Origin of the sequence: Roseovarius sp. AK1035, from assembly GCF_003288315.1 — a bacterium.
Taxonomy (GTDB): domain Bacteria; phylum Pseudomonadota; class Alphaproteobacteria; order Rhodobacterales; family Rhodobacteraceae; genus Roseovarius; species Roseovarius mucosus_A.
Genome location: NZ_CP030099.1, coordinates 3,889,468 through 3,910,855, shown reverse-complemented (window position 1 = coordinate 3,910,855; position 21,388 = coordinate 3,889,468). Strand labels below are relative to the sequence as shown.

Annotated in this window: 18 protein-coding genes; 12 read left to right on the top strand and 6 right to left on the bottom strand. The window is 62.6% G+C overall.

The annotated features are described in order from the left end of the window. Positions 1-169: 169 nt before the first annotated feature. The 4 genes from RAK1035_RS18645 to RAK1035_RS18630 form a co-directional block, all read right to left on the bottom strand. Positions 170-700, bottom strand: coding sequence for a bactofilin family protein (locus tag RAK1035_RS18645; protein WP_008280406.1), 531 nt, complete (start codon positions 698-700; stop codon positions 170-172). After that, positions 690-2,009: a M23 family metallopeptidase gene (locus RAK1035_RS18640; RefSeq protein WP_198133577.1), complete on the bottom strand. Its 1,320-nt coding sequence runs from the start codon at positions 2,007-2,009 to the stop codon at positions 690-692. The genes RAK1035_RS18645 and RAK1035_RS18640 overlap by 11 nt, the downstream gene beginning before the upstream one ends. 183 nt (positions 2,010-2,192) lie before the next feature. Continuing rightward, entirely contained in the window at positions 2,193-2,996 is an 804-nt protein-coding gene (locus RAK1035_RS18635; protein WP_008280404.1) for a ferritin-like domain-containing protein, read from the bottom strand. 20 nt (positions 2,997-3,016) lie between these two features. Next, positions 3,017-3,478, bottom strand: a complete 462-nt coding sequence (locus RAK1035_RS18630) for a peroxiredoxin (protein WP_008280403.1) — start codon at positions 3,476-3,478, stop codon at positions 3,017-3,019. A gap of 107 nt (positions 3,479-3,585) precedes the next feature. Between RAK1035_RS18630 and RAK1035_RS18625 the strand changes: the two genes are divergently transcribed. From RAK1035_RS18625 to lpdA, 5 genes are all read left to right on the top strand, one after another. After that, positions 3,586-6,990, top strand: coding sequence for a YhdP family protein (locus RAK1035_RS18625; RefSeq protein ID WP_008280402.1), 3,405 nt, complete (start codon positions 3,586-3,588; stop codon positions 6,988-6,990). After that, a complete protein-coding gene (gene queA / locus RAK1035_RS18620; RefSeq protein WP_008280401.1) occupies positions 6,987-8,075 on the top strand; it encodes a tRNA preQ1(34) S-adenosylmethionine ribosyltransferase-isomerase QueA in 1,089 nt (362 codons plus the stop codon). The genes RAK1035_RS18625 and queA overlap by 4 nt, the downstream gene beginning before the upstream one ends. Positions 8,076-8,141: 66 nt before the next feature. Then, the gene (locus tag RAK1035_RS18615; protein ID WP_008280400.1) at positions 8,142-9,395 is read left to right on the top strand and encodes an MFS transporter; all 1,254 of its coding nucleotides are present in this window, start codon (positions 8,142-8,144) and stop codon (positions 9,393-9,395) included. A 102-nt stretch (positions 9,396-9,497) separates the two neighbouring features. After that, positions 9,498-10,076, top strand: coding sequence for a DUF924 family protein (locus tag RAK1035_RS18610; RefSeq protein WP_008280399.1), 579 nt, complete (start codon positions 9,498-9,500; stop codon positions 10,074-10,076). Positions 10,077-10,211: 135 nt separating this feature from the next. Next, positions 10,212-11,606: a dihydrolipoyl dehydrogenase gene (gene lpdA / locus RAK1035_RS18605; protein ID WP_008280398.1), complete on the top strand. Its 1,395-nt coding sequence runs from the start codon at positions 10,212-10,214 to the stop codon at positions 11,604-11,606. 24 nt (positions 11,607-11,630) lie between these two features. Here the strand turns inward: lpdA and crtC are convergent, their stop codons facing one another. Together crtC and crtD are read right to left on the bottom strand one after the other, a co-directional pair. Then, on the bottom strand, positions 11,631-12,512 hold the full coding sequence (gene crtC, locus RAK1035_RS18600) for a carotenoid 1,2-hydratase (protein ID WP_037297518.1): 882 nt from the start codon (positions 12,510-12,512) through the stop codon (positions 11,631-11,633). Next, entirely contained in the window at positions 12,509-14,059 is a 1,551-nt protein-coding gene (gene crtD, locus RAK1035_RS18595; protein WP_008280396.1) for a 1-hydroxycarotenoid 3,4-desaturase CrtD, read from the bottom strand. The genes crtC and crtD overlap by 4 nt, the downstream gene beginning before the upstream one ends. Before the next feature lie 93 nt (positions 14,060-14,152). Between crtD and RAK1035_RS18590 the strand changes: the two genes are divergently transcribed. The 7 genes from RAK1035_RS18590 to bchZ all read left to right on the top strand — a co-directional run bounded on the left by RAK1035_RS18590 (position 14,153) and on the right by bchZ (position 21,387). Beyond that, complete coding sequence (locus RAK1035_RS18590) at positions 14,153-15,022, top strand: polyprenyl synthetase family protein (RefSeq protein ID WP_081506585.1); 870 nt, start codon at positions 14,153-14,155, stop codon at positions 15,020-15,022. Between the two features lies 1 nt (position 15,023). Next, positions 15,024-16,157, top strand: coding sequence for a methyltransferase (locus tag RAK1035_RS18585; protein WP_008280394.1), 1,134 nt, complete (start codon positions 15,024-15,026; stop codon positions 16,155-16,157). A gap of 114 nt (positions 16,158-16,271) precedes the next feature. Next, a complete protein-coding gene (bchC, locus tag RAK1035_RS18580; RefSeq protein ID WP_037297512.1) occupies positions 16,272-17,213 on the top strand; it encodes a chlorophyll synthesis pathway protein BchC in 942 nt (313 codons plus the stop codon). Continuing rightward, entirely contained in the window at positions 17,210-18,214 is a 1,005-nt protein-coding gene (locus tag RAK1035_RS18575) for a chlorophyllide a reductase iron protein subunit X (RefSeq protein ID WP_008280392.1), read from the top strand. The genes bchC and RAK1035_RS18575 overlap by 4 nt, the downstream gene beginning before the upstream one ends. Continuing rightward, positions 18,201-18,365 (top strand): hypothetical protein, encoded by a 165-nt coding sequence (locus RAK1035_RS20290; protein ID WP_157132400.1) that lies wholly within the window; start codon positions 18,201-18,203, stop codon positions 18,363-18,365. Before RAK1035_RS18575 ends, RAK1035_RS20290 begins: the two co-directional genes overlap by 14 nt. Then, a complete protein-coding gene (bchY, locus tag RAK1035_RS18570; protein WP_008280390.1) occupies positions 18,362-19,912 on the top strand; it encodes a chlorophyllide a reductase subunit Y in 1,551 nt (516 codons plus the stop codon). The genes RAK1035_RS20290 and bchY overlap by 4 nt, the downstream gene beginning before the upstream one ends. Then, a complete protein-coding gene (bchZ, locus tag RAK1035_RS18565; RefSeq protein ID WP_008280389.1) occupies positions 19,912-21,387 on the top strand; it encodes a chlorophyllide a reductase subunit Z in 1,476 nt (491 codons plus the stop codon). The genes bchY and bchZ overlap by 1 nt, the downstream gene beginning before the upstream one ends. Position 21,388: the final 1 nt, after the last annotated feature.

The window sequence follows — 21,388 nt, the reverse complement described above, 5'->3', positions numbered from 1 at the left end:
GCCCCGGTCCCCGAGCCGTGGCCACGACGTTACCTCGGAGAGGTCCCGGGGCAAGCCCGGGACGGGGGTGGTTTTGATGGGGCGCAACACGCTATAGAGGCAGGGCAATGGGCATGAAAAAGGCGGCGATGGCACGGGGCCACGCCGCCTTTTTGGTTCTGTGCCAGGCTTAGCCTTCGGCGGGCTTGGGTGCCGCGGGGGCTGCGGCGGCGGGGGCCGCGGGCTTGGGGGCGTTCTTGTTGCCGGTCAGAGGATCGTCCTGACGCTGCACCGAGCCTTCGAAATGCGCGCCGCTTTCGATGGCGATGGTCTTGTGGATGATGTCCCCCTCGACGCGGGCGGTCGAGGTCAGGCGCACCTTGAGGCCACGTACGCGGCCCACGATACGACCGTTGATCACCACGTCATCGGCAATCACTTCGCCCTTGATGGTGGCGCCTTCGCCCACGGTCAGCAGATGCGCGCGGATATCGCCCTCGATAGATCCCTCGACCTGAATATCGCCGGTGGTCTTGAGGTTGCCGGTCACGTGCAGGTCCGAGGACAGCACAGAGGCGGGCGGCTTGGCCTTGGGGGCGGAGGCCTTGAATTCCGTATTCAGCGCGTCAGGCCGCGCCGAATCGAGCCGGTTCTCGGAGGCAGCCGGTTTGGCCTCTGCAGGCTTTTGCGCGGGTTCGTTGATTTTGCTCTTAGAAAACATTGTTTGCAGCCTTGATATATATCATGGGGTTGACGGACTTGTCGCCGACGCGGACCTCGTAGTGTAGATGTGTGCCCGTAGAACGTCCAGAGTTGCCCATATCACCAATCCGTTCCCCGCGCGAGACCCTTTGCCCGACGTTGACACGGATTTGAGACAGATGCGCGTAGCGGGTTTCGATGCCAAAGGCGTGCTGGATCTTGATCAGGCGGCCATAGCCCGAAAGCCAGCCCGCGTGGGTCACGACCCCGTCGGCGGTTGAATAGATCGGCGTGCCATGGGGGGCGGCGAAATCGGTGCCTTGGTGCATCCGGCCCCAGCGCATGCCATAGCCCGATGTGTAGCGGAACGCGCTTTTGACGGGCAGGGCAAAGGGCGCCTTTTGCGCGGCAATGCGGTAGAGGTTCAGCTCGTCCATCCGGCCAAGGATGCGGTTTGCGCGCTCGGCATCGACAGAGGGTTCTTCGCCACGGGTAGAGAAGGACAGCGGCATCAGCGGGCCGCCCTGGCCGGAATAGCCCCGGCGCACAGTATCAAGCAAAGAATCGGTGTTCAGCCCTGCGGCACGAAACATCTTGTCGAGCGGTTCGACAGAGATCGCCATCGCATCCTCAAGCTGGCTGAAGATCTGGTCGTTCTGATCCTTGAGCAGGTCCAGTTCCAAAGCCATCTCTTCGGCTTTGAGGAGGGCATCCTGGGCATTGGCGATGGTTGTATCGCGTTCCTCTGCGGCATCCTCGAGTGCGGCGGTCAGGAAATCGACGGTGGCATCAGAGCCTGCGTCGGCCGTCGGCCCGACGCCGGTGCCGCCCTCTGTCTCGAGGGAGAGGGCCAATTGCTCGACCTCGTCGCGCGCTTCTTCGCGCTCTGACATGGTGCGGCGCAGGGTGGATTGGATCACCTCGATGCCGGTTTCCAATTCGCGGCGGCGGGTTTCGGACGCCAGCAATTCGGACTGCATCAGCGAAATCTGTTCGAGCGCGGAAGAGAACCGCTCTTGTGCGGCAATCGCCTCTTGCGCGCGCTTGTCGCGTTCGGAGGACAGGGCGTTGAGGCGGTTTTCATAGGTGCGCTGATCGCGCTTGGCCTGTTCGCGGAAGTTGCCGGCCCCGATATTGTCCATCACGAGGATAGAGGTGGCGATGATTGACCACGCTATGATCGCCGAGGCCCCGAGAAAGGCGAAAAGCTGTGTTGAGGGGCGCAGGCGAATGAACCGCGTGTCATTGTCGGATCGCAAAAAGACCCGACGTTCGGGAAAATACCTTTCAAGGATCGCATGGATTTTTATCGCAAGTCTTGTTCTCACGCGCTCATTGTCCCTGTTACCCCTGCCGTAGTCCTAAAGGATGCCGCATTGATTGCAGGCACCGTAATGAACCGTGATTAGCCAGCGGTCGGGCTTTGGGCAAGATTTTTGACCAATCAGGGGGCGAGGCTGGGCTGTTTCTTGCCCGAGTGGCGGAAATTCGCCGATACTGCGGCCTGAATTTCAACCTTGAATTGAGCCAGCCTCGCTTAAAGGCCAGTAAAAATCGGGTGGAATGCCTGCTTCGGCCCGTTTTTCCTCGTTAAAGGGGGGTTTCAGCGCGCCGTGGAAGTAGCGGCGTACGAGGTCGTGGAAGGTGGTCTTGGGGTCGAGGTCGTGGCGACCGCACAGAAAGTGGAACCATTTGGAGCCATAGGCGACGTGATGCACCTCTTCGGCATAGATCACCTGCATGGCGGCGACGGCGGCGGACTCTCCTGCGCGGTCGAACACTTCGATCATGCCGGGGGTGACATCAAGGCCACGCGCCTCGAGCACCATGGGCACGACGGCAAGCCGGCCCATGAAATCCTGCGCCGTATCTTCGGCGGCGCGCCACATGCCTGCATGGGCGGGCAGAGCGCCATAATGGCTGCCCATCGCTTCAAGACAGTCGCATATCATGTTGAAATGCTTGGATTCCTCATCGGCGGATTTGACCCAATCATCGTAAAAGCCAAGCGGCATTGGGATGTCTGCAAAGCGTGCGATGATATCCCAATGCAGATCGACGGCGTTGAGTTCGATATGGGCCACGGCATGAAGAAGCGCGATGCGGCCCTGCACCGAACCGGGGCGGCGGCGCGGCACGTCGCGCGGGTCGAGCAGTTCGGGCTTGGCGGGCCGGGCGGGACGCAGGGGCGGTTGCGCATGCCCCAAAGGAATGTCGTGCCCTGCCGCGCGCGCGGCGAACCATGTGGCAGCATGGGCGCGCGACAGCGCCGTTTTGGTGCGGCCGTCGTGGGTAGAGAGCACCGCGACGGCCATGTCTGTCAGGGTTTGGGGGGTCACAGGGCCTTGACCGCGTCCAGCACCTCTTCGGCGTGGCCGGGCACCTTGACCTTGCGCCAGACACGCGCGATGCGACCCTCGCCATCAATCAGGAAGGTCGAGCGTTCGATGCCAAAGTATTTCTTGCCATACATGCTCTTTTCCGCCCAAACGCCGTAGGCTTCGCAAACATCCGTATGTTCGTCAGACAGGAGAGGCACAGTAAGTGCATGTTTCGATGCGAATTTTTCGTGGCTTGCGAGGCTGTCTTTGGAGATGCCCATGACCGTCACACCGGCGGCGTCGAACTGATCCTTGAGGGTGGAAAAGGCCACCGCCTCTTTTGTGCAGCCCGAGGTGTCATCGCGGGGATAGAAAAACAGGACAACTGCGCCGGGACGCAGGGCCGAGAGCGTAGTACTGTCACCCCCGGTGCGCGGCAGGGTGAAATCGGGGGCCATTTCGGATGTATCGGGCATAGGGTATCCTCTGGGATGAAAAATTGTGAATTCCATATTAGGACGCAAGAGACCAGAATAAAGCCACGAGGCAGAAGAGAGGCGCAAGACGCGCCCGAACGGATAGGATGAGCACGCAGCCGACACAAGAGCAGGGCGCGGCGGAAACGTCAGAGCCTGTCGCAAACCCGACCGCGCGCCCCCGCACGCGGCGTCAGGGTCGGCGTGCGCTGCGGCATGTGATGCAGTTTTTCTTTTCCTGCGCGGTGCTGGTTGTGGTTCTGGGCCTTGGTGTGGCGATGAGCATTGGCGCAAGCCTGCGCGCGCCCGGTTGGTTGCAGGAACGCATCGCCACGCGGATTGATGCAAGCGTGCCGGGGTATGCCCTTCGTTTTGGCGAGATGTCTTTGGTGGTGGGTGAGGATCTGGTGCCGCGTGTGGCGCTGCGCGATGTGGTGCTGGCCAATCTGGACGGGGTGCCGCTGGTCACGCTGGGATCGCTTGCGGTCACGGTGGCGCCCGCGCCGCTTTTGCGCGGCGAGGTGCAGCCCAAGGCGGTGCATCTGTCGGGGGCGCGTTTGGGGCTGCGGCGGATGGCGTCGGGCGAGTTCGCGATCATGTTCGAGGGCACGGGGCAGAACGGGACATTCAACGAGCAGATGGATGCGCTCTTTGCCCGACCACAACTGGATGCGCTGTCCCGTGTGACGGCGGATAACCTGACGCTGCGCTATGAGGATGCGCGCGCGGGCCGCGCCTGGAGTGCGGATGGCGGGCGGTTGGAGTTGACGCGCGCAGGCGATGATCTGACCTTGCGGGGCGATGTGGCGCTTTTGGGGGCGCGCGATTATGCGACAACGCTGGCGGTGAACTACACGGGCCGGATTGGCAGCAAGGTGGCAGAGTTTGGCGCTACTTTTGAGGATATGCCGGCAGGTGACATTGCCGGACAGTCGCCGGCGCTGGCGTGGCTGGGGGCGTTGCAAGCGCCGATTTCCGGGGCGCTGCGGGCGGAGGTGGACGCCGAGGGGCGGCTGGGCCCGCTCAACGCCACGTTGCAGATTGGGGCCGGTGTGCTTCAGCCTACAGCCGCCACGGCCCCGATCAAGTTTCGCTCGGCACGTAGCTATTTCACCTATGATCCCATGGTGCAGGAAATCCGGTTTACCGAATTGTCGGTCGATAGCGCCTGGGGGCAGGCGCGGGCCGAGGGCACGGCGCGGCTGGTGGGGATGGAGGCCGGGTGGCCGCGCGAATTGCAGGCACAGATCCGGGTGAGCGATGTGGTCGCGGACCCCGCCGATCTTTATCCCGAACCGATCCGGTTAGAAGAGGCGCAGGTGGCGCTGCGATTGCGGCTTGATCCATTCGTGCTGACCCTAGGCGCGTTGACCCTGAGCGATCAGGGTCAGTATCTGCGGGCGCGTGGCGAAGCGCGGGGCAGCGAGGCGGGGTGGGATATCTCGTTTGAGGGGGAAATGGACGGGCTGGCCCCAGAACGTCTGATGGCGCTCTGGCCACGTGCGGCGCTGGCCAATACCCGTAACTGGATTGATCAGAACGTAAAGACAGCGGATCTGCGAGATATCCAACTGGCCTTGCAGTTGCGGCCAAACCATCGGCCCGAATTCTACATTGGGTTTGATTTCGCGGATCTGGAGACGGTCTATATCCGTGACGTGCCGGCCCTTTCCGGGGCCTCTGGGCGGGCGTCGCTTTATGACCATCGCTTTGTCATTCATGCCGAGCGCGGGCATGTCGAGGCGGAAGAGGGCGGGTTCCTGAATGTTGCGGGGACCAGTTTCATCATCCCGGATGTGCGCGTCAAGGAAAGCCCGGCTGAGGTTATGCTGCAAAGCCGAAGCACGATCACGGCGGCGCTGTCGCTGCTTGATTCGCCGCCCTTCCGGTTTTTGCAAAAGGCCGGGCAGCCGGTGACGGTCGCCGAGGGGCAAGCCGAGTTGGGGGGGCAGTTGGTGTTCCTCTTGAAAAAGCAACTGACGGCGGAAGAGGTGGCCTTTGACGTGACCGGCACATTGAGTGCGGTGCAAAGTGACACGCTGCTCAAGGGGCGGCGGCTTGCGGCGGAGACGCTGGAGATCGAGGCGAGTAACACAGGTTTGGAGATTGGCGGCGCGGCGCAGGTTGGCGACGTGCCGGTTCGGGGCAGTTGGAGCATCGCGATTGGTGGCAACCCGCAAGGCGAAAGCCGCGTGCGCGGGCAAATCGAGCTGTCGCAGCGGTTTCTGGAGGAGTTCAAGATCGGGCTGCCGCCGGGCAGTGTGACGGGGGCCGGGCAGGGGGTGATGGAAATCGGCTTTGCCAAGGGACAGGCGCCGGAGTTTGCGCTGAGTTCCGATCTGGCGGGTGTCGGTTTGCGGTTGCCGCAACTGGATTGGGCATTGGGCGAGGCACAGCTTGGGCGGCTGGATGTGACGGGCCGTCTGGGTTCTGTGCCCGAGATCACGGCGCTGGGCCTGAGCGGTGCCGGGTTAGAGGCGCGCGGGCGGGTAAGCCTGAACGCAGGCGGTGGGCTGGACCGGGCCGAGTTCAGCCGGGTCACGCTGGGCGGATGGCTTGATGCGCCGGTGGCGCTGGTCGGGCGTGGGGTGGGCGTCGCACCGCGTATCGAGGTGACGGGCGGAACGGTTGATCTGCGGCAGACATCGCTGGGCGGTGCGGGCACTGGCGCGCGTGACGGCGGCGGCGGCGGTGGGGTGCCGATTGCCTTGCGGTTGGAGCGGTTGCAAATCTCGGAAGGGTTGGCGTTGACCAGGTTTAGCGCCGATCTGGATACCACGGGCGGCGCGAGTGGGAGCTTTACGGGGCTTTTGAACGATATCGCGCCAATCAGCGGGCAGGTGGTGCCGGTGGGGGCGCGCAGTGCCTTTCGGATCAGATCTGACGATGCCGGTGGCGTTCTCAAGGCGGCGGGGTTGTTGCGGCAAGCCCGCGAGGGGGCGCTGGAACTGGTGCTGACGCCCGCGCCGGAACCCGGGAGCTATGACGGGGTATTGGGCATTGATCAGGTTCGCATAAAGGAGGCCCCGGCGCTGGCGGCGCTGCTGAATACGGTCAGTGTGGTTGGGCTTTTGGAGCAGTTCTATGGGCAGGGGCTGCATTTTGGTCGGGTCGATGCGCGGTTTCGGCTGACGCCGGAGCGGCTGATCCTGTTGGAGGGCAGTGCGGTGGGGGCCTCGGTCGGAATTTCGATGGATGGCTATTATGGTCTGGCCGAGAAGCAGATGGATATGCAAGGCGTGGTCTCGCCCGTCTATCTGCTCAATGGCATCGGAGAGGCCTTTACCCGGCCCGGTGAGGGGCTTATCGGGATGAACTATACGCTCAAGGGGCCATCTTCGGACCCGGCGGTGTCGGTCAATCCGTTGTCAGCGCTTGCGCCGGGATTCCTGCGCGAGATGTTCCGGCGGCCTGCGCCCACGGTGGGCACGGGGCGGGCAGCCACCTCGGGTCAGGTCGAAAAGCCGCAAGAGCGCGAGGCGCAGGACATTCACCGAAGACAGGACAGATGAAGCTATCGGATTTTGATTTTGACCTGCCGGAGGCGCTGATTGCCACGCGCCCCGCAAGGCCCCGACGTGCGGCGCGGTTGCTGGTGGCCGAGGGTGAGGGGATCACCGATGCGGGGGTGGCTGATCTGGGGCGCTGGCTGCGGCCCGGTGATCGGTTGGTCCTGAATGACACGCGGGTGATCCCGGCGCGGCTGTCGGGTTTGCGCCATCGGTCGGGCGCGCAAGGGGACACGGCGGCGAAGATCGAGGTCACGCTGCTGGAGCCGGGGGCGGATGGCAGCTGGGGTGCGCTGATCAAGCCGTTGAAAAAGGTGAGCGAGGGCGAGGAAATCGTGTTTTCCGAGCGGCTCTCGGCGGTGCTTTTGGCCAAGGAAGAGGGGCAGGGGCGGCTGCGGTTCAACCTTGTGGGCGACGATTTCGATGCGGCGCTGGCAGAGGCGGGGGCAATGCCGCTGCCGCCCTATATCGCCGCGCGCCGACCTGCGGATGAACAGGACAAGGTGGATTATCAGACTGTTTGGGCGCGGGCACCGGGGGCGGTGGCGGCGCCGACGGCCTCGTTGCACTTTGATGAGGCGCTGCTTGCGGAACTGGCGGCGCTGGGCGTGGGGTTTAGCCATGTCACGCTGCATGTGGGGGCGGGGACGTTTTTGCCGGTCAAGGTCGAGGATGTGACCACCCACCGGATGCATGCCGAATGGGGCGAAGTCAGTGCCAAGGCTGCCGCCGAGATGGCCGCGACGCGCGCGGCGGGCGGGCGCATCATTCCGGTGGGCACCACCGCGCTGCGATTGATCGAGACGGCGGCGCGGGCCACTGGCGAAATCGCGGCCTGGTCAGGGGATACGGATATTTTCATCTATCCCGGTTTTGAGTTCCGCGTTGCGGATGCTTTGATGACCAATTTTCACCTGCCGAAATCGACATTGATGATGCTGGTGTCCGCGCTGATGGGGCAGGATACGATCCGGCGGATCTATGCCCATGCGGTGGCGGCGCGCTATCGCTTTTTCTCTTATGGGGATGCGTCGCTCTTGATCCCTGCGGCAAAGGCTGACAGGCGGGGCGCGCAAGGGACAGAGTAAGTCGTCTTTGGGGTGCCGCACCGTCGTGCATCTGTTAGGCTGGTCCCGAAGAATAAGGAGAGCGCGATGTTTCAGGTGCTGTCGGGGGCGTGGGCCCTCTTGCTGGGCATGATGTTGTTGCAGGTTGGCAATGGCATGCAGGGCACGCTTCTGGGGGTTCGGGGCGCTCTTGAAGGGTTTTCGACCTACGAGATGTCGGTGGTCATGTCGTCTTATTTCGTGGGCTTTCTGTTTGGGTCGCGGATGGCGCCGGATATGATCCGCCGGGTCGGGCATGTGCGGGTCTTTGCGGCCCTTGGCTCGATGATTTCGGCGGTTCTGATCCTTTATCCCACGATTACAGAGCCTTGGGCTTGGTCGATTGGGCGGGTGTTGATCGGATTCTGCTTTTCTGGCGTTTATGTGACCGCCGAAAGCTGGCTGAACAATTCCGCAACCAATGCCACGCGCGGCAAGGCGCTGTCGCTCTATATGATCGTGCAGATGATCGGCATCGTGTCGGCGCAGGGGTTGATGGTGCTGGCGGACCCGTCGGGCTATGTTCTGTTCGTCATCCCGTCGGTTCTGGTGTCGCTGGCCTTTGCGCCCATTCTGCTGTCGGTCAGCCCGACACCTGCATTTGGCACGACCAAGCCGCTCTCGCTTAGGCAGATCATGAAAATCTCGCCTCTGGGCTGTGTCGGGATGCTGCTGACCGGGGGGGTCTTTGCGGCGCAATTCGGGATGGCGGCGGTCTATGGTGCCGAAGCGGGGCTGAGCGTGGGGCAAATCTCGGCCTTTGTCGCGTCGTTTTACGTGGCTGCGGTGGTGGCGCAATATCCGCTTGGGTGGCTGTCTGACCGGATGGACCGGCGCAAGCTGATTGCGGCGGTATCGCTGGGCACGGGTATCGGCGCGGTGGTCGGTATGCTGCTGGGGGACAATTTCTGGTTTCTGATGCTGGCGGCCTTTATCGTCGGGGGCACGTCGAACCCGCTTTATTCGCTCTTGATTGCCTACACCAACGACTTTCTCGCGCATGAGGATATGGCGGCGGCGGCCGGTGGCATGGTGTTCATCAACGGCTTGGGGGCGATTGCCGGACCGCTGATGGTCGGCTGGATGATGGGGGTGATGGGGCCGGGGGGCTATTTTCTATATATCGCGATACTGATGTTTGCGATGGTGGCCTATGCCATCTATCGGATGACGCAGCGCAAAGCCCCGACGGTGCGCGAAACCGACCGGTATATGCCGGTTTCGCCGTCTTCTTCGCCGATGGCGGTAGAATTTGCGCAAGAATATGCCATTGAGAGCGCGCAAGAGGCGAAAGAGGATTGAAATCGGGAAATTATATCCTTTCTGTAGCATTATGTTACTGTGGAACGGGCTAAAATCCCGTTACCGTCTTAAAAACGTCATAGGATATTGAGGAGTCCCCCTATGGTCACACCCGACGACGTGCTGCGGTTCTGGCTTGATGAGGTCGGACCGGCGGGGTGGTACAAGACATCCGAGGCGCTGGATGCCGAAGTGCGGGAGCGGTTCTTGGCGGCATGGGAGAATGCCCGAGAGGGGGCGTGCGGTCTTTGGCTGACCTATCCCAATGGCATGCTGGCCTATGTGATCCTGACCGATCAGTTTCCGCGCAATATGTTCCGGGATGACGCGCGGGCCTTTGCCACCGACCAACAGGCGCTGGCGGCGGGCAAGGCGGCCATCAACCGCGGATGGGATATGCGGGTCGACGAACCGGCGCGGCAGTTCTTTTACCTGCCGCTCATGCATTCCGAAAACCTCTGTGATCAGGAACGCTGTGTGCGCCTCATGTGCGAGCGTATGCCCGAGCACGGGGCCGAGAACCTGACGCATGCGCGGGCGCATCGCGAGGTGATCCGGCAGTTTGGTCGTTTTCCCTATCGCAATGCCGCGTTGGCGCGGCCATCCACGGCGTCTGAACGGGCGTTCGAGTCTGAGGGTGGCTATGGCGGCACCTTGCGGCGGATCATGCAGGCGGCGTGATCTGCCCTTTTACTGTGTTCCGAATTGTTGGAAAAACGCGCGGGGCGATTGTTTGTTCAATCGGTCAATCATGTCGCGTTGCGATTTGGTGTAAAATAGTTTAATGGCAAACTAAATTTGGAAACGGAGGGCCACATGGCGTCGACTACCTATGATATGATTGTAATCGGGGCGGGTCCGGGCGGCTATGTGGCCGCAATCCGGGGCGCGCAACTGGGCCTCAAGGTGGCGATTGTCGAGCGCGAGCATATGGGCGGCATTTGCCTGAACTGGGGCTGTATCCCAACCAAGGCGATGCTGCGCTCGTCCGAGGTGTTTCACCTGATGCACCGCGCCAAGGAGTTTGGCCTGAAGGCCGAGGGGATCGGCTATGATCTTGATGCGGTGGTCAAACGTTCGCGGGGGGTGGCCAAGCAGTTGAGCGGCGGCGTCGCGCATCTGATGAAGAAGAACAAGGTCACGGTGGTGATGGGGGCTGCGAGTTTGCCCGCCAAGGGCAAGGTCAGCGTCAAGACCGAGAAGGGCGTCGAAGAGCTGGAGGCCAAGCACATCATTCTGGCCACTGGCGCGCGGGCCCGTGAATTGCCGGGGCTAGAGGCCGACGGTGATTTGGTGTGGACCTATAAGCACGCGCTGGTGCCATCCCGCATGCCCAAAAAGCTTTTGGTGATTGGGTCGGGGGCCATCGGGATCGAGTTTGCCAGTTTCTACAATACCTTGGGTGCTGATACGACAGTGGTCGAGGTGATGGACCGTATTCTGCCGGTGGAGGATGCCGAGATCTCTGCCTTCGCCAAAAAGGCGTTTACCAAGCAAAAGATGAAGATCATGGAAAAGGCCATGGTCAAGCAATTGGACCGGGGCAAGGGCACCGTGACCGCGCATATCGAGATGGGCGGCAAGGTTGAAAAGCACGAATTTGATACGGTGATTTCCGCTGTGGGTATTGTCGGCAATGTCGAGGGGCTGGGCCTAGAGGCGTTGGGCGTCAAGATTGACCGCACCCATGTGGTGACGGATGAGTATTGCCGCACCGGGGTAGAGGGCCTTTATGCCATCGGCGATATCGCGGGCGCGCCGTGGCTGGCGCACAAGGCCAGCCATGAGGGCGTTATGGTCGCCGAATTGATCGCAGGCGGGCATCCGCATCCGGTGAAACCCGAGAGCATCGCGGGCTGCACCTATTGCCATCCGCAGGTGGCGAGCGTTGGCCTGACGGAAGCCAAGGCCAAGGAAAAGGGCTATGCTGTCAAAGTGGGCCGTTTCCCGTTCATCGGCAATGGCAAGGCGATTGCGCTGGGCGAGCCGGAGGGCATGATCAAGACGGTGTTCGATGCCAAGACGGGCGAGCTTTTGGGCGCGCATATGGTGGGTGCCGAGGTGACGGAATTGATCCAAGGCTATGTGGTGGGCCGTCAGTTGGAGACCACCGAAGAAGACCTGATGAACACGGTCTTCCCGCATCCCACGCTAAGCGAGATGATGCATGAAAGTGTGCTCGATGCCTATGATCGGGTGATCCACATCTAAAGCAGTAACGCTGACGCGCCCGGATCAGGGCGCGTCGTTGAAATGCCACCGCGCACGGCGGGGCACGCGCACCGCGAGCATGGGCTTGAGCAGGCCCATGCGAAAGCGGGTAAGGTCGAGCGCCTCATGCACGCCCACGGTTTCTTCGCCATCGAGCTGAGTTTTGACCGCTGAGCGGCTGTAAAACGGCGCGTCGAGCATGGGTTTCACCTGATGTGGCTGATACCCGGCATCGGCGCGGGTATCGCGCGCCACCTGCCAGAGACTGCGGCGCATCTTGGCTTTGGGCGGCAGGGGGATGGTCTGTGCTTGCCCGTCTGCATCGAAATGCACCGCCGCAGCGAGCGATGAGCCATCCATCCGCACCGCGTCATAAAAGCAGGTTGAGCCGCCCCGCACCGGGTAGCGCCCCCATGTCCAATATCTGAAATCCTGTTCCAGCGCGCGGGTGCCGAAATTGGCATCGAAATAGCCATGGCCCGTCCATTGCCAACCGGGCGCGTCGAGATCGACCTCGATCGTCGAAGTGGGGCCAAAGGGCCGCCAGATATGGGTGCCCTCGGGGGTGAGCGGGAGTTCCACTTGTGTGAGCGCCGTTGGGGTCACGGTGATGCGCCCGCGCACGCGCGAAATGAGAGGGGGCGAGGAGATTTCATTGATCTCGATGATCAGGCGGCCATCTTCCCAGCGCATCGAGGAAGGGCCAACGGTCAGGCAATCGCGGCTCTGGCGCAGGGCCGATGTGCCCCGGTCGGTCATGGTAAAGCGGCCACCGGGGCCGTAGGTGGCGACGTTGATGCAGACGTGATTGGCCGGGTTGCGGCGGCCTGACCATGCATACCACGGCGAGAATACCGAACCGATGAAGGCAATCACGCTGACGGCGCGCCCGCCATCATCGCTCAGGCCGTCGATATACCACCAGGCGTAGCCGTTTGAGGGCACGTCGAGGTCAAAGTTCGGTCGCTCAAGATCGCCTCTGCCGCGTGCCGGGCGGAGAGCGTGGCCATCGGCACCCCCGCCCCCGGATGGGCCCCGCCCCCCACGAGGTAGAGCCCCCGGATCGGTGTGCGCGCCGTGGGCCGTTTCAGGCCCGCCGTCATGCCGTGCGGGCTCTGCCCGTAGAGCGATCCGAGAGAGGCGGGAAACATCCGGTCGAAGCGCGCCGGTGTCGTCAGCGCTCCCTCGCCCGGCAAGGGACTGAAGCGCAGGCCAAAACCCGCGAGGGTCTGAAAGGTTCGGGTGTGACATGAGGCGAAATCCTCGGCTGTTTGGGTGAGGCCATCGAGTGGTGGCGCGTTGAGAATGATCTCGAACCGCTCGCGGTGGGGCGGGTGTTCCGAGAGGCCACGATCCTGTGCGCAGATATAGATCGTAGGGTCGCGCGGGCAGCGCCCGGCGTTCAAATCATCGAATTCGCTGCGGGCATCCGTGGCGAAGAACACGTTGTGATGTGCCAGATCAAGGCCCGAGGGCGTGGCGGCAAAGGCCCAGACCTGCGCCGACAGGCTGCGTGGCAGTTTCAGAGTTTGGGAGGCAACCGAGGTTGTGGCGGGCCCGAGAGCACCAAGGGCAAGGGCGCGCGGATCGCCGTTGAACACGATGTAATCCGCCGCAAGCCGCGTGCCATCGCCAAGGGTAACACCGCGGACCTGTGCGCCCTCGGTCTCGATCCGCGCGACATGAGCGCCGTAGTGAAAATCTGCGCCATGGGCGCGGGCCAGCGCCTCGAGGCTTTGCGCAAGGCGGTGCATGCCGCCCCGCACCACCCAAACGCCAGCGGCCTCGGCCTGCCAGATGAGCGACAGAAGGGCGGGGGATTGGTAGGGCGAGCCGCCGACATAGGTGGCATAGCGGCCAAAGAGCTGTCTCAGGCGAGGATCATCAAACTGGCGCGCAAGGCTTTGTGCCAGGGTTGAGAGTGGGGACATGGCGTGAAGCAGGGCCGGTTGTCGGGCGACAGTTGCCGCGAGGGCCAGTGCAGAGGGTGATGCCGCCTGCATCATCGGTGCGTCGAAGGCGGAAAAGAGGCGACGGGCACGGGCGCAAAACTGTGTGAACTGCCGGGCGGCTTTGTTGCCCGCGAAATCATGGATCGCGGCGCGGCTGCGGGTTTCGTCGGCGAAAAGGTCTAGGCGGCTGCCATCGGGCCAGAAATGCCGGGCGAGGACGTCTTGGCGTACGAGGTCAATGTGATCCTCAAGACGCGCGCCGACACTGGCAAAGAGCGCGTCGAACACCGCCCGCATCGTCAGAACGGTGGGTCCGGCATCGACGGGCCCCGCATCCGAGGGCAGGGCACGCATTTTGCCGCCGGGGCCTGCGTGGCGTTCCAGCACGGTGACGGCAAGCCCCGCATGCGCAAGGCGCAGCGCCGCAGCCAGCCCCGCGATCCCGGCGCCGACAATCACAACCCTGTCGCGCGTTTTCAGAGGGGGCGTGTCTGATTTCATAACGCGATTGTTGACTCGCGCGAGCAATGTGTCCAGTATGATTTACACATGGTGTGTCAGAATAATGATACATCCCTCGAAAAAGGAGCGGCCATGCCCATTGAGACCCGCATTGAAGCGGCCATAGCGCAGGCGATTGCGCGGGGGCAGGCGGGGCAGACCCCGGCCCGATTGGCGGATGCCCTCGATTATTCCACCAGCCCCGGCGGCGCGCGCATACGTCCGACGATTCTCATGTCTGTGGCGCTGGCCTGCGGCGATGATCGCCCTGAATTGAGCGATGCCGCCGCTGCCGCGCTGGAAATCATGCATTGTGCAAGCCTTGTGCATGACGATTTGCCGTGTTTCGATGATGCCGATTTGCGGCGCGGCAAGCCTTCGGTGCATCGCGCCTATTCCGAACCGCTGGCGGTGCTGGCGGGTGATGCGCTTATCATCATGTCGTTTGAAATTCTTGCCCGAGTGGCAGAGTGCGATGCGGCGCGCGCCAATGCGCTGATTCTGGCGCTGGCGCGGCGCAGTGGCATGCCAAACGGCATTTGTGCCGGGCAGGGCTGGGAGAGTGAGCCGACCGTTGATCTGGAGGCCTATCACCGTTCCAAGACCGGCGCGCTCTTTATTGCCGCCACGCAGATGGGGGCCATCGCGGCGGGGCACGAGCCCGAGCCGTGGTATGAGCTGGGCGCGCGCATTGGCGCCGCGTTTCAGGTGGCGGATGATCTGCGCGATGCGCTTTTGGATGCCGAAACCTTGGGCAAGCCGGTGGGGCAGGATGATCTGCACGGGCGGCCCAATGCCGTATCGGAATTGGGTGTGGCCGGGGCTGTGACGCGGCTCAAGGATATTCTGGCAGGGGCGATTTCGTCGATTCCGTCCTGTCCCGGCGAGGCGCGGCTGGCCAAGATGGTGCAGATGCAGGCCGAACGCATTATCTCGGTGCTGCCTGCGCGCATGCGGGCCTGACATGACCGTGGCGGGCGATTTGCCCGAGCGCCGAGAGCGGCGGCGCGGTGGTTGGGTGACACGGCTGATCGCCAATCCGCGCTTTCAGAAGTGGGCCAGCGGCTTTCCCCTGACGCGCGGCATTGCGCGGCGCGACGGGGCCGAGATTTTCGATATTGTTCAAGGCTTCGTGCAATCGCAGGTGCTCTCAGCGATCGTTGAGCTGGATCTATTGCATCATCTGGCCGACGGGCCGGAGGCACCAACTGTCCTTGCTCGACGGGCCGGCATGGCCGAAGACCGCATGGCGATTCTGCTTCAGGCGGGGGCAGCCTTGGGGCTTTTCAAGCGGCGTCGCGACGGGCGTTTTGCGCTGGCTCGCAAGGGCGCGGCGATTCTCGGGGTGCCGGGGCTGGAGGCGATGATTCGTCACCACAGCGCCTTTTACGCCGATATGGCCGATCCTGTGGCGCTGTTGCGCGGGCAGGGCGACACGGAATTGGCGCGGTTCTGGCCCTATGTGTTTGGCGCAGCGGCCGAGATGGAGCCAGAGGTCGCGCGGCGCTATTCCGATCTTATGGCGCAGTCTCAGGGGCTTGTGGCGCAGGATGTGCTGCGGATGGTGCCCTTTCGCGATAGTAGGCATCTGCTGGATATTGGTGGCGGGAGCGGGGCGTTTCTGGCTGCGGTTGCCGCCCGCTATCCCGATCTGCGGCTCAGCCTTTTTGATCTGCCAGAGGTTATTCCTGCGGCGCAGGGGCGATTGACACAGGCTGGTCTAACTGGGCGGTTGACACTTTTTCCAGGCTCTTTTCGCAGTGATCCGTTGCCTGAGGGGGCTGATACCATCTCGCTCATCCGGGTTCTTTATGACCATGACGACGCCACGGTGACGGCGCTTTTGGCCAAGGTGCATGCTGCCTTGCCCCCCGGTGGGCGGCTGATTGTGGCAGAACCGATGGCCGGTGGTGCCAGCCCCGAGCGGGCGGGTGACGTCTATTTTGCCTTTTATACCATGGCGATGGGCACTGGGCGCGCGCGCTCTGCGGCGCGTATTGCCGAGCTGTGCCGCGCGGCGGGGTTTGCGGACATTCGCATCCCGCGCAGCCCGCGCCCCTTCGTTACCAGTGCTCTGAGCTGTGTAAAGAACGGCTGACGAAAATAATTCTGACAGTGTAAAGAAGAGTTGACACTTTGGCCTGTCCCGTTACACTTACAGGCAAGGGGAATCCAAAATCTGACAGTGTCAGACAACGGACAGGAGGCCACCATCGAAACCCGCGCCGTTCATCTCAGAGGACCAGAAGACCTCTCGGTTGATAGCCTGACGCTCAAAGCGCCGGGGGCCGGAGATCTGGTGGTTGACGTGACCCATTCGGGCATTTCCACCGGCACGGAAAAACTGTTCTGGTCCGGTCAGATGCCGCCGTTTCCCGGTATGGGCTATCCGCTGGTGCCCGGTTACGAGGCCGCCGGTGAGGTGGTCGAGGCCGCACCCGGCACCGGTTATAAGCCCGGCGATCATGTGTTCGTGCCCGGTGCTGATTGCTACGAGGGGGCCTTTGGTCTCTTTGGTGGTGCCTCTGCGCGGCTTGTGACCAAGGCGTCGCGGGTGTGCCGAATCGATGCGGGTTTCGGGGCCGAGGGCGCGCTTTTGGCGCTGGCGGCGACGGCGCGGCATGCGATGGCAGGGCTGGACAAGGCAGTGCCGGACCTCATCGTAGGGCACGGCGTTCTGGGGCGCTTGTTGGCGCGGTTGACCATTGCGGCGGGCGCACCTGCGCCGACCGTCTGGGAAACGCAGGCGGGGCGCAGCACCGGGGCGCAGGGCTATTCGGTGATCCATCCCGATACGGACACGCGCCGCGACTACCGCGCGATTTACGATGCCTCGGGCGATCCCGCGATCCTGAATACGCTGATCGGGCGTCTGGCCAAGGGTGGCGAGGTGGTGCTGGCAGGGTTCTATCCCCAGGCGCTCAGCTTTGCCTTTCCCATGGCGTTCATGAAGGAAGCGCGGCTGCGCGTTGCGGCGGAATGGGTCCATGACGACCTGACCGCGACCCGCGCGCTCGTCGAATCGGGTGTGCTTAGCCTGAGTGGGCTGATCACACATCAGGCATCGGCAAATGCCGCGCCGCAGGCCTATCGGACCGCGTTCAGCGATCCCGATTGCCTGAAAATGATACTCAACTGGAAGGACGCGGCATGAAGGACGAAGTACCGAATCTCAAGGATTTCGACCAGCGGCTGCGCGACGAGGCGCATGAAGAGCCCACCCTCGAAATTCCGCAAGGCGAACCCAAGTCCAAGACGCAGATCATCGCGATTTACGGCAAGGGCGGCATCGGCAAATCCTTTACGCTGGCCAATCTGAGCCACATGATGGCCGAGATGGGCAAGCGCGTGTTGCTGATCGGGTGCGATCCGAAATCCGATACCACGAGCCTGCTTTTTGGCGGCAAAGCGTGCCCCACGATCATCGAGACTTCGACCCGCAAGAATCTGGCGGGCGAGCCAGTCAAGATCGGCGATGTTTGTTTCAAGCGCGGCGGCGTGTTCGCGATGGAATTGGGCGGTCCAGAAGTGGGCCGGGGCTGTGGCGGACGCGGGATCATTCACGGGTTTGAGCTTCTGGAAAAGCTCGGGTTCCATGACTGGGATTTCGACTATGTCTTGTTGGATTTCCTTGGTGACGTGGTGTGTGGCGGGTTTGGTTTGCCGATTGCGCGGGACATGGCGCAAAAGGTCATTCTGGTGGCGTCAAACGATCTGCAGTCACTTTATGTGGCGAACAATGTCTGCTCGGCGGTGGAATACTTCCGCAAATTGGGTGGCAATGTTGGTGTGGCGGGTTTGGTCATCAACAAGGATGACCACTCTGGCGAGGCACAAGCCTTTGCCAAATCGGTGAATATCCCGGTGCTGGCCGCGATCCCGCAGGATGACGATCTGCGCAAGAAATCCGCGAATTATCAGATCGTTGGCACGGCGGCGAGCCAGTGGGGCGATCTATTTGCCGAGCTGGCCGATGCGGTCTCTGTTGCGCCGCCGGTGCGACCCAATCCGCTGGATCAGGACGGGCTTTTGGCACTGTTCGACAGCAAGGACACGGGCGGCGACTATGTGCTGGAACCGGCGACAGATGAGGATATGCGCGGCAAATATGCAGCGCCCAAAGCCTCTTTGGAGGTGGTTTATGACGATGCGTGAGGAACCCCGCCGCGAGACATTGGCCGAGGTGCAGCGCCTGCTGGCGCGCGCGCGCCCCGATCAATTGCGCCGCCTTTTGGCCGATATTCAGGCCGTCCAGCAGATGACCAACCGGGATGAGCACGCATCCCCCCAAAGGCGGGTGTCATGAGCGATGAAGTCACATATGACGGGGCCGCAGAGGCCCGCGTGATCACCGGCACCGCCGTTGAGACCGCGCCTGACCTGGCGGGTGGCTGCCATTCCGGGGCAGAGATGGAAAAGGCTGCGCGTCTGGCGGGGCAATCGGAATTGCTGGATCAATATGCCCGCGATTATCCCAAAGGGCCGCATGACCAGCCGCAGAGCATGTGCCCGGCCTTTGGCAGTTTGCGTGTGGGCCTGCGGATGAAGCGGGTGGCGACGGTGCTGTCTGGCTCGGCCTGCTGCGTCTATGGTCTGACTTTCGTGTCGCATTTCTACGGCGCGCGCCGCTCGGTGGGCTATGTGCCGTTCAATTCCGAGACACTTGTTACCGGCAAGCTATTCGAAGACATCCGCGAGAGCGTGCATGAAATGGCTGATCCGGAGCGGTTCGATGCCATTGTCGTGACCAACCTCTGTGTGCCGACGGCAAGCGGCGTGCCGCTGCGCCTGTTGCCCAGTGAAATCAACGGTGTGCGGATTGTGGGCATTGATGTGCCCGGGTTCGGTATCCCGACCCATGCCGAGGCCAAGGATGTGTTGGCGGGGGCGATGCTGAATTACGCCCGCAAAGAAGTGATGGCGGGGCCAGTTGCGGCCCCTGCGGGTGGCAAGTCTGATCGCCCGACCGTGACATTGCTGGGCGAGATGTTTCCGGCAGACCCGATGATGATCGGCGCGATGCTGGCGCCCATGGGCCTTGCCGCCGGGCCGGTCGTGCCCTGCCGCGAATGGCGCGAGCTTTATGCCGCGCTGGATTGCGGCGCGGTGGCGGCGATCCATCCGTTCTATACCGCTGCAATCCGCGAATTCGAGGCCGCAGGCCGCCCCATCGTGGGTTCGGCACCGGTGGGCCATGATGGCACCGCCGCGTGGTTGGCGGGTATTGGCGATGCCTTTGGTCTCTCGTCAGAGAAGGTTGCGGCGGCGCAGAACGCCTTTTTGCCCGCGATCAAAGGTGCTTTGGCCAATGCGCCGATCAAGGGCACGATCACCCTTTCGGGTTATGAAGGCAGCGAATTGCTGGTGGCGCGGTTGTTGATCGAAAGCGGAGCGCATGTGCCTTATGTCGGCACGGCCTGCCCCAAAACACCGTGGTCGGCGGCGGATGCCGAATGGCTGGTGTCCAAGGGCGTCAAGGTCAAATTCCGCGCCTCGCTGGAAGATGACTGCGCGGCGATGGAAGCGGTTCAGCCTGATTTGGCGATTGGCACAACGCCCGTTGTGCAAAAGGCCAAGGCCAAGGGCATTCCATCGCTTTATTTCACCAATCTTATCTCGGCGCGGCCCTTGATGGGCCCGGCGGGGGCGGGAAGCCTGGCCGAGGTGGTCAATGCGGCCATGGGCAACAAGGCCCGTATGGACAGCATGCGCGAGTTCTTTGCCGGGGTGGGCGAAGGCGACACCGCCGGTATCTGGGAAGGCAGTCCAAATCTGCGCCCCGATTTCCGCGCGCAGCATCAGAAAAAGCTCGATAAGCAGGCGCGTGCCGCCAAAGCGCAGGAGATGATCTGATGCTTATTCAGGATCATGATCGCGCGGGCGGGTATTGGGGGGCGGTCTATGCCTTCTGCGCCGTCAAGGGATTGCAAGTGGTGATCGACGGCCCCGTGGGCTGCGAGAACCTGCCGGTGACCTCTGTGCTGCATTACACCGACGCGCTGCCGCCACATGAGTTGCCCATCGTGGTGACGGGCTTGGGCGAAGGCGAGATGGGGGCTGGCACCGAAGAGGCGATGAAGCGCGCCTGGGGCACGCTTGATCCAGCGCTGCCTGCGGTGGTTGTGACCGGCTCGATCGCCGAGATGATCGGCGGCGGTGTGACGCCGCAAGGCACGAATATTCAACGCTTTTTGCCGCGCACCATTGACGAGGATCAATGGCAGTCGGCGGATCGGGCGATGACGTGGATTTTCACCGAATTCGGCATGACCAAGGGGCGGATGCCCCCTGAAAAGCCGCGTGAGGAGGGGGCAGCCCCCCGCGTCAATATCCTTGGGCCGATGTATGGCACGTTCAACATGCCGTCGGACCTGCACGAAATCCGGCGTCTGGTCGAGGGGATCGGGGCCGAGGTGAATATGGTGATGCCCTTGGGCGCGCATCTGGCCGAGATGCGCAATCTGGTCAACGCCGACGTCAATGTCGTTATGTATCGCGAGTTTGGCCGGGGTTTGGCCGAGGTTCTGGGCAAGCCCTATCTGCAAGCGCCCATTGGCGTAGAGAGCACGACGCTGTTCCTGCGCAAGCTGGGCGAGATGCTGGGGCTTGACCCGGAACCATTCATCGAACGTGAGAAACATTCGACGCTAAAGCCGGTCTGGGATCTGTGGCGCTCTGTGACGCAGGATTTCTTTGCCACCGCGAATTTCGGGATCGTGGCGAACGAGACCTATGCCCGCGGTATCCGGCTTTATCTTGAGGGCGATCTTGGCCTGCCCTGCGCCTTTGCGGTGGCGCGCTGTGCGGGCAAGAAGACCAACAACGAGGAAGTGCGCAGTCTGGTTCATACCAAGCGGCCGCTTATCCTGATGGGGTCGATCAACGAAAAGATCTATCTGGCCGAGACGCGCGCCGGATTTGGCCCGCAGCCGGTATTCCTGCCCATGAGCTTTCCGGGGGCGGCTATCCGGCGCGCCACAGGAACGCCAGTGATGGGCTATGCCGGGGCAACGTGGCTTTTGCAGGAAGTGTGCAACGGGCTTTTTGATGCGCTCTTTCACATCCTGCCGTTGGCCACCGAAATGGATGCTGTGCAGGCGACGCCCACACCGCTGCGCCGGGATTTCCCATGGGATGCCGATGCCGCCCGCGAGTTGGAGCGGATCGTGGCCGAACATCCGGTACTGACGCGGATTTCCGCGGCCAAGACATTGCGCGATGCCGCCGAAGACGCGGCGTTGCGGCAGGGCGACGAACGGGTCGTGTTGCAAACCGTTCAAGCGATTTCCCCCCGTATGACCGGGGTTCCAGTTCGAGAGGAGGACTGAG

What these genes read in the sequence shown, in the direction of transcription:
- crtD (WP_008280396.1), bottom strand. Translation starts at nt 14,059, where the DNA reads ATGAAATCAGACACGCCCCCTCTGAAAACGCGCGACAGGGTTGTGATT.
- RAK1035_RS18625 (WP_008280402.1), top strand. Translation starts at nt 3,586, where the DNA reads ATGAGCACGCAGCCGACACAAGAGCAGGGCGCGGCGGAAACGTCAGAG.
- RAK1035_RS20290 (WP_157132400.1), top strand. Translation starts at nt 18,201, where the DNA reads ATGACGATGCGTGAGGAACCCCGCCGCGAGACATTGGCCGAGGTGCAG.
- RAK1035_RS18585 (WP_008280394.1), top strand. Translation starts at nt 15,024, where the DNA reads ATGACCGTGGCGGGCGATTTGCCCGAGCGCCGAGAGCGGCGGCGCGGT.
- queA (WP_008280401.1), top strand. Translation starts at nt 6,987, where the DNA reads ATGAAGCTATCGGATTTTGATTTTGACCTGCCGGAGGCGCTGATTGCC.
- RAK1035_RS18575 (WP_008280392.1), top strand. Translation starts at nt 17,210, where the DNA reads ATGAAGGACGAAGTACCGAATCTCAAGGATTTCGACCAGCGGCTGCGC.
- RAK1035_RS18610 (WP_008280399.1), top strand. Translation starts at nt 9,498, where the DNA reads ATGGTCACACCCGACGACGTGCTGCGGTTCTGGCTTGATGAGGTCGGA.
- RAK1035_RS18635 (WP_008280404.1), bottom strand. Translation starts at nt 2,996, where the DNA reads ATGGCCGTCGCGGTGCTCTCTACCCACGACGGCCGCACCAAAACGGCG.
- lpdA (WP_008280398.1), top strand. Translation starts at nt 10,212, where the DNA reads ATGGCGTCGACTACCTATGATATGATTGTAATCGGGGCGGGTCCGGGC.
- RAK1035_RS18590 (WP_081506585.1), top strand. Translation starts at nt 14,153, where the DNA reads ATGCCCATTGAGACCCGCATTGAAGCGGCCATAGCGCAGGCGATTGCG.
- RAK1035_RS18630 (WP_008280403.1), bottom strand. Translation starts at nt 3,478, where the DNA reads ATGCCCGATACATCCGAAATGGCCCCCGATTTCACCCTGCCGCGCACC.
- bchZ (WP_008280389.1), top strand. Translation starts at nt 19,912, where the DNA reads ATGCTTATTCAGGATCATGATCGCGCGGGCGGGTATTGGGGGGCGGTC.
- RAK1035_RS18615 (WP_008280400.1), top strand. Translation starts at nt 8,142, where the DNA reads ATGTTTCAGGTGCTGTCGGGGGCGTGGGCCCTCTTGCTGGGCATGATG.
- RAK1035_RS18645 (WP_008280406.1), bottom strand. Translation starts at nt 700, where the DNA reads ATGTTTTCTAAGAGCAAAATCAACGAACCCGCGCAAAAGCCTGCAGAG.
- bchY (WP_008280390.1), top strand. Translation starts at nt 18,362, where the DNA reads ATGAGCGATGAAGTCACATATGACGGGGCCGCAGAGGCCCGCGTGATC.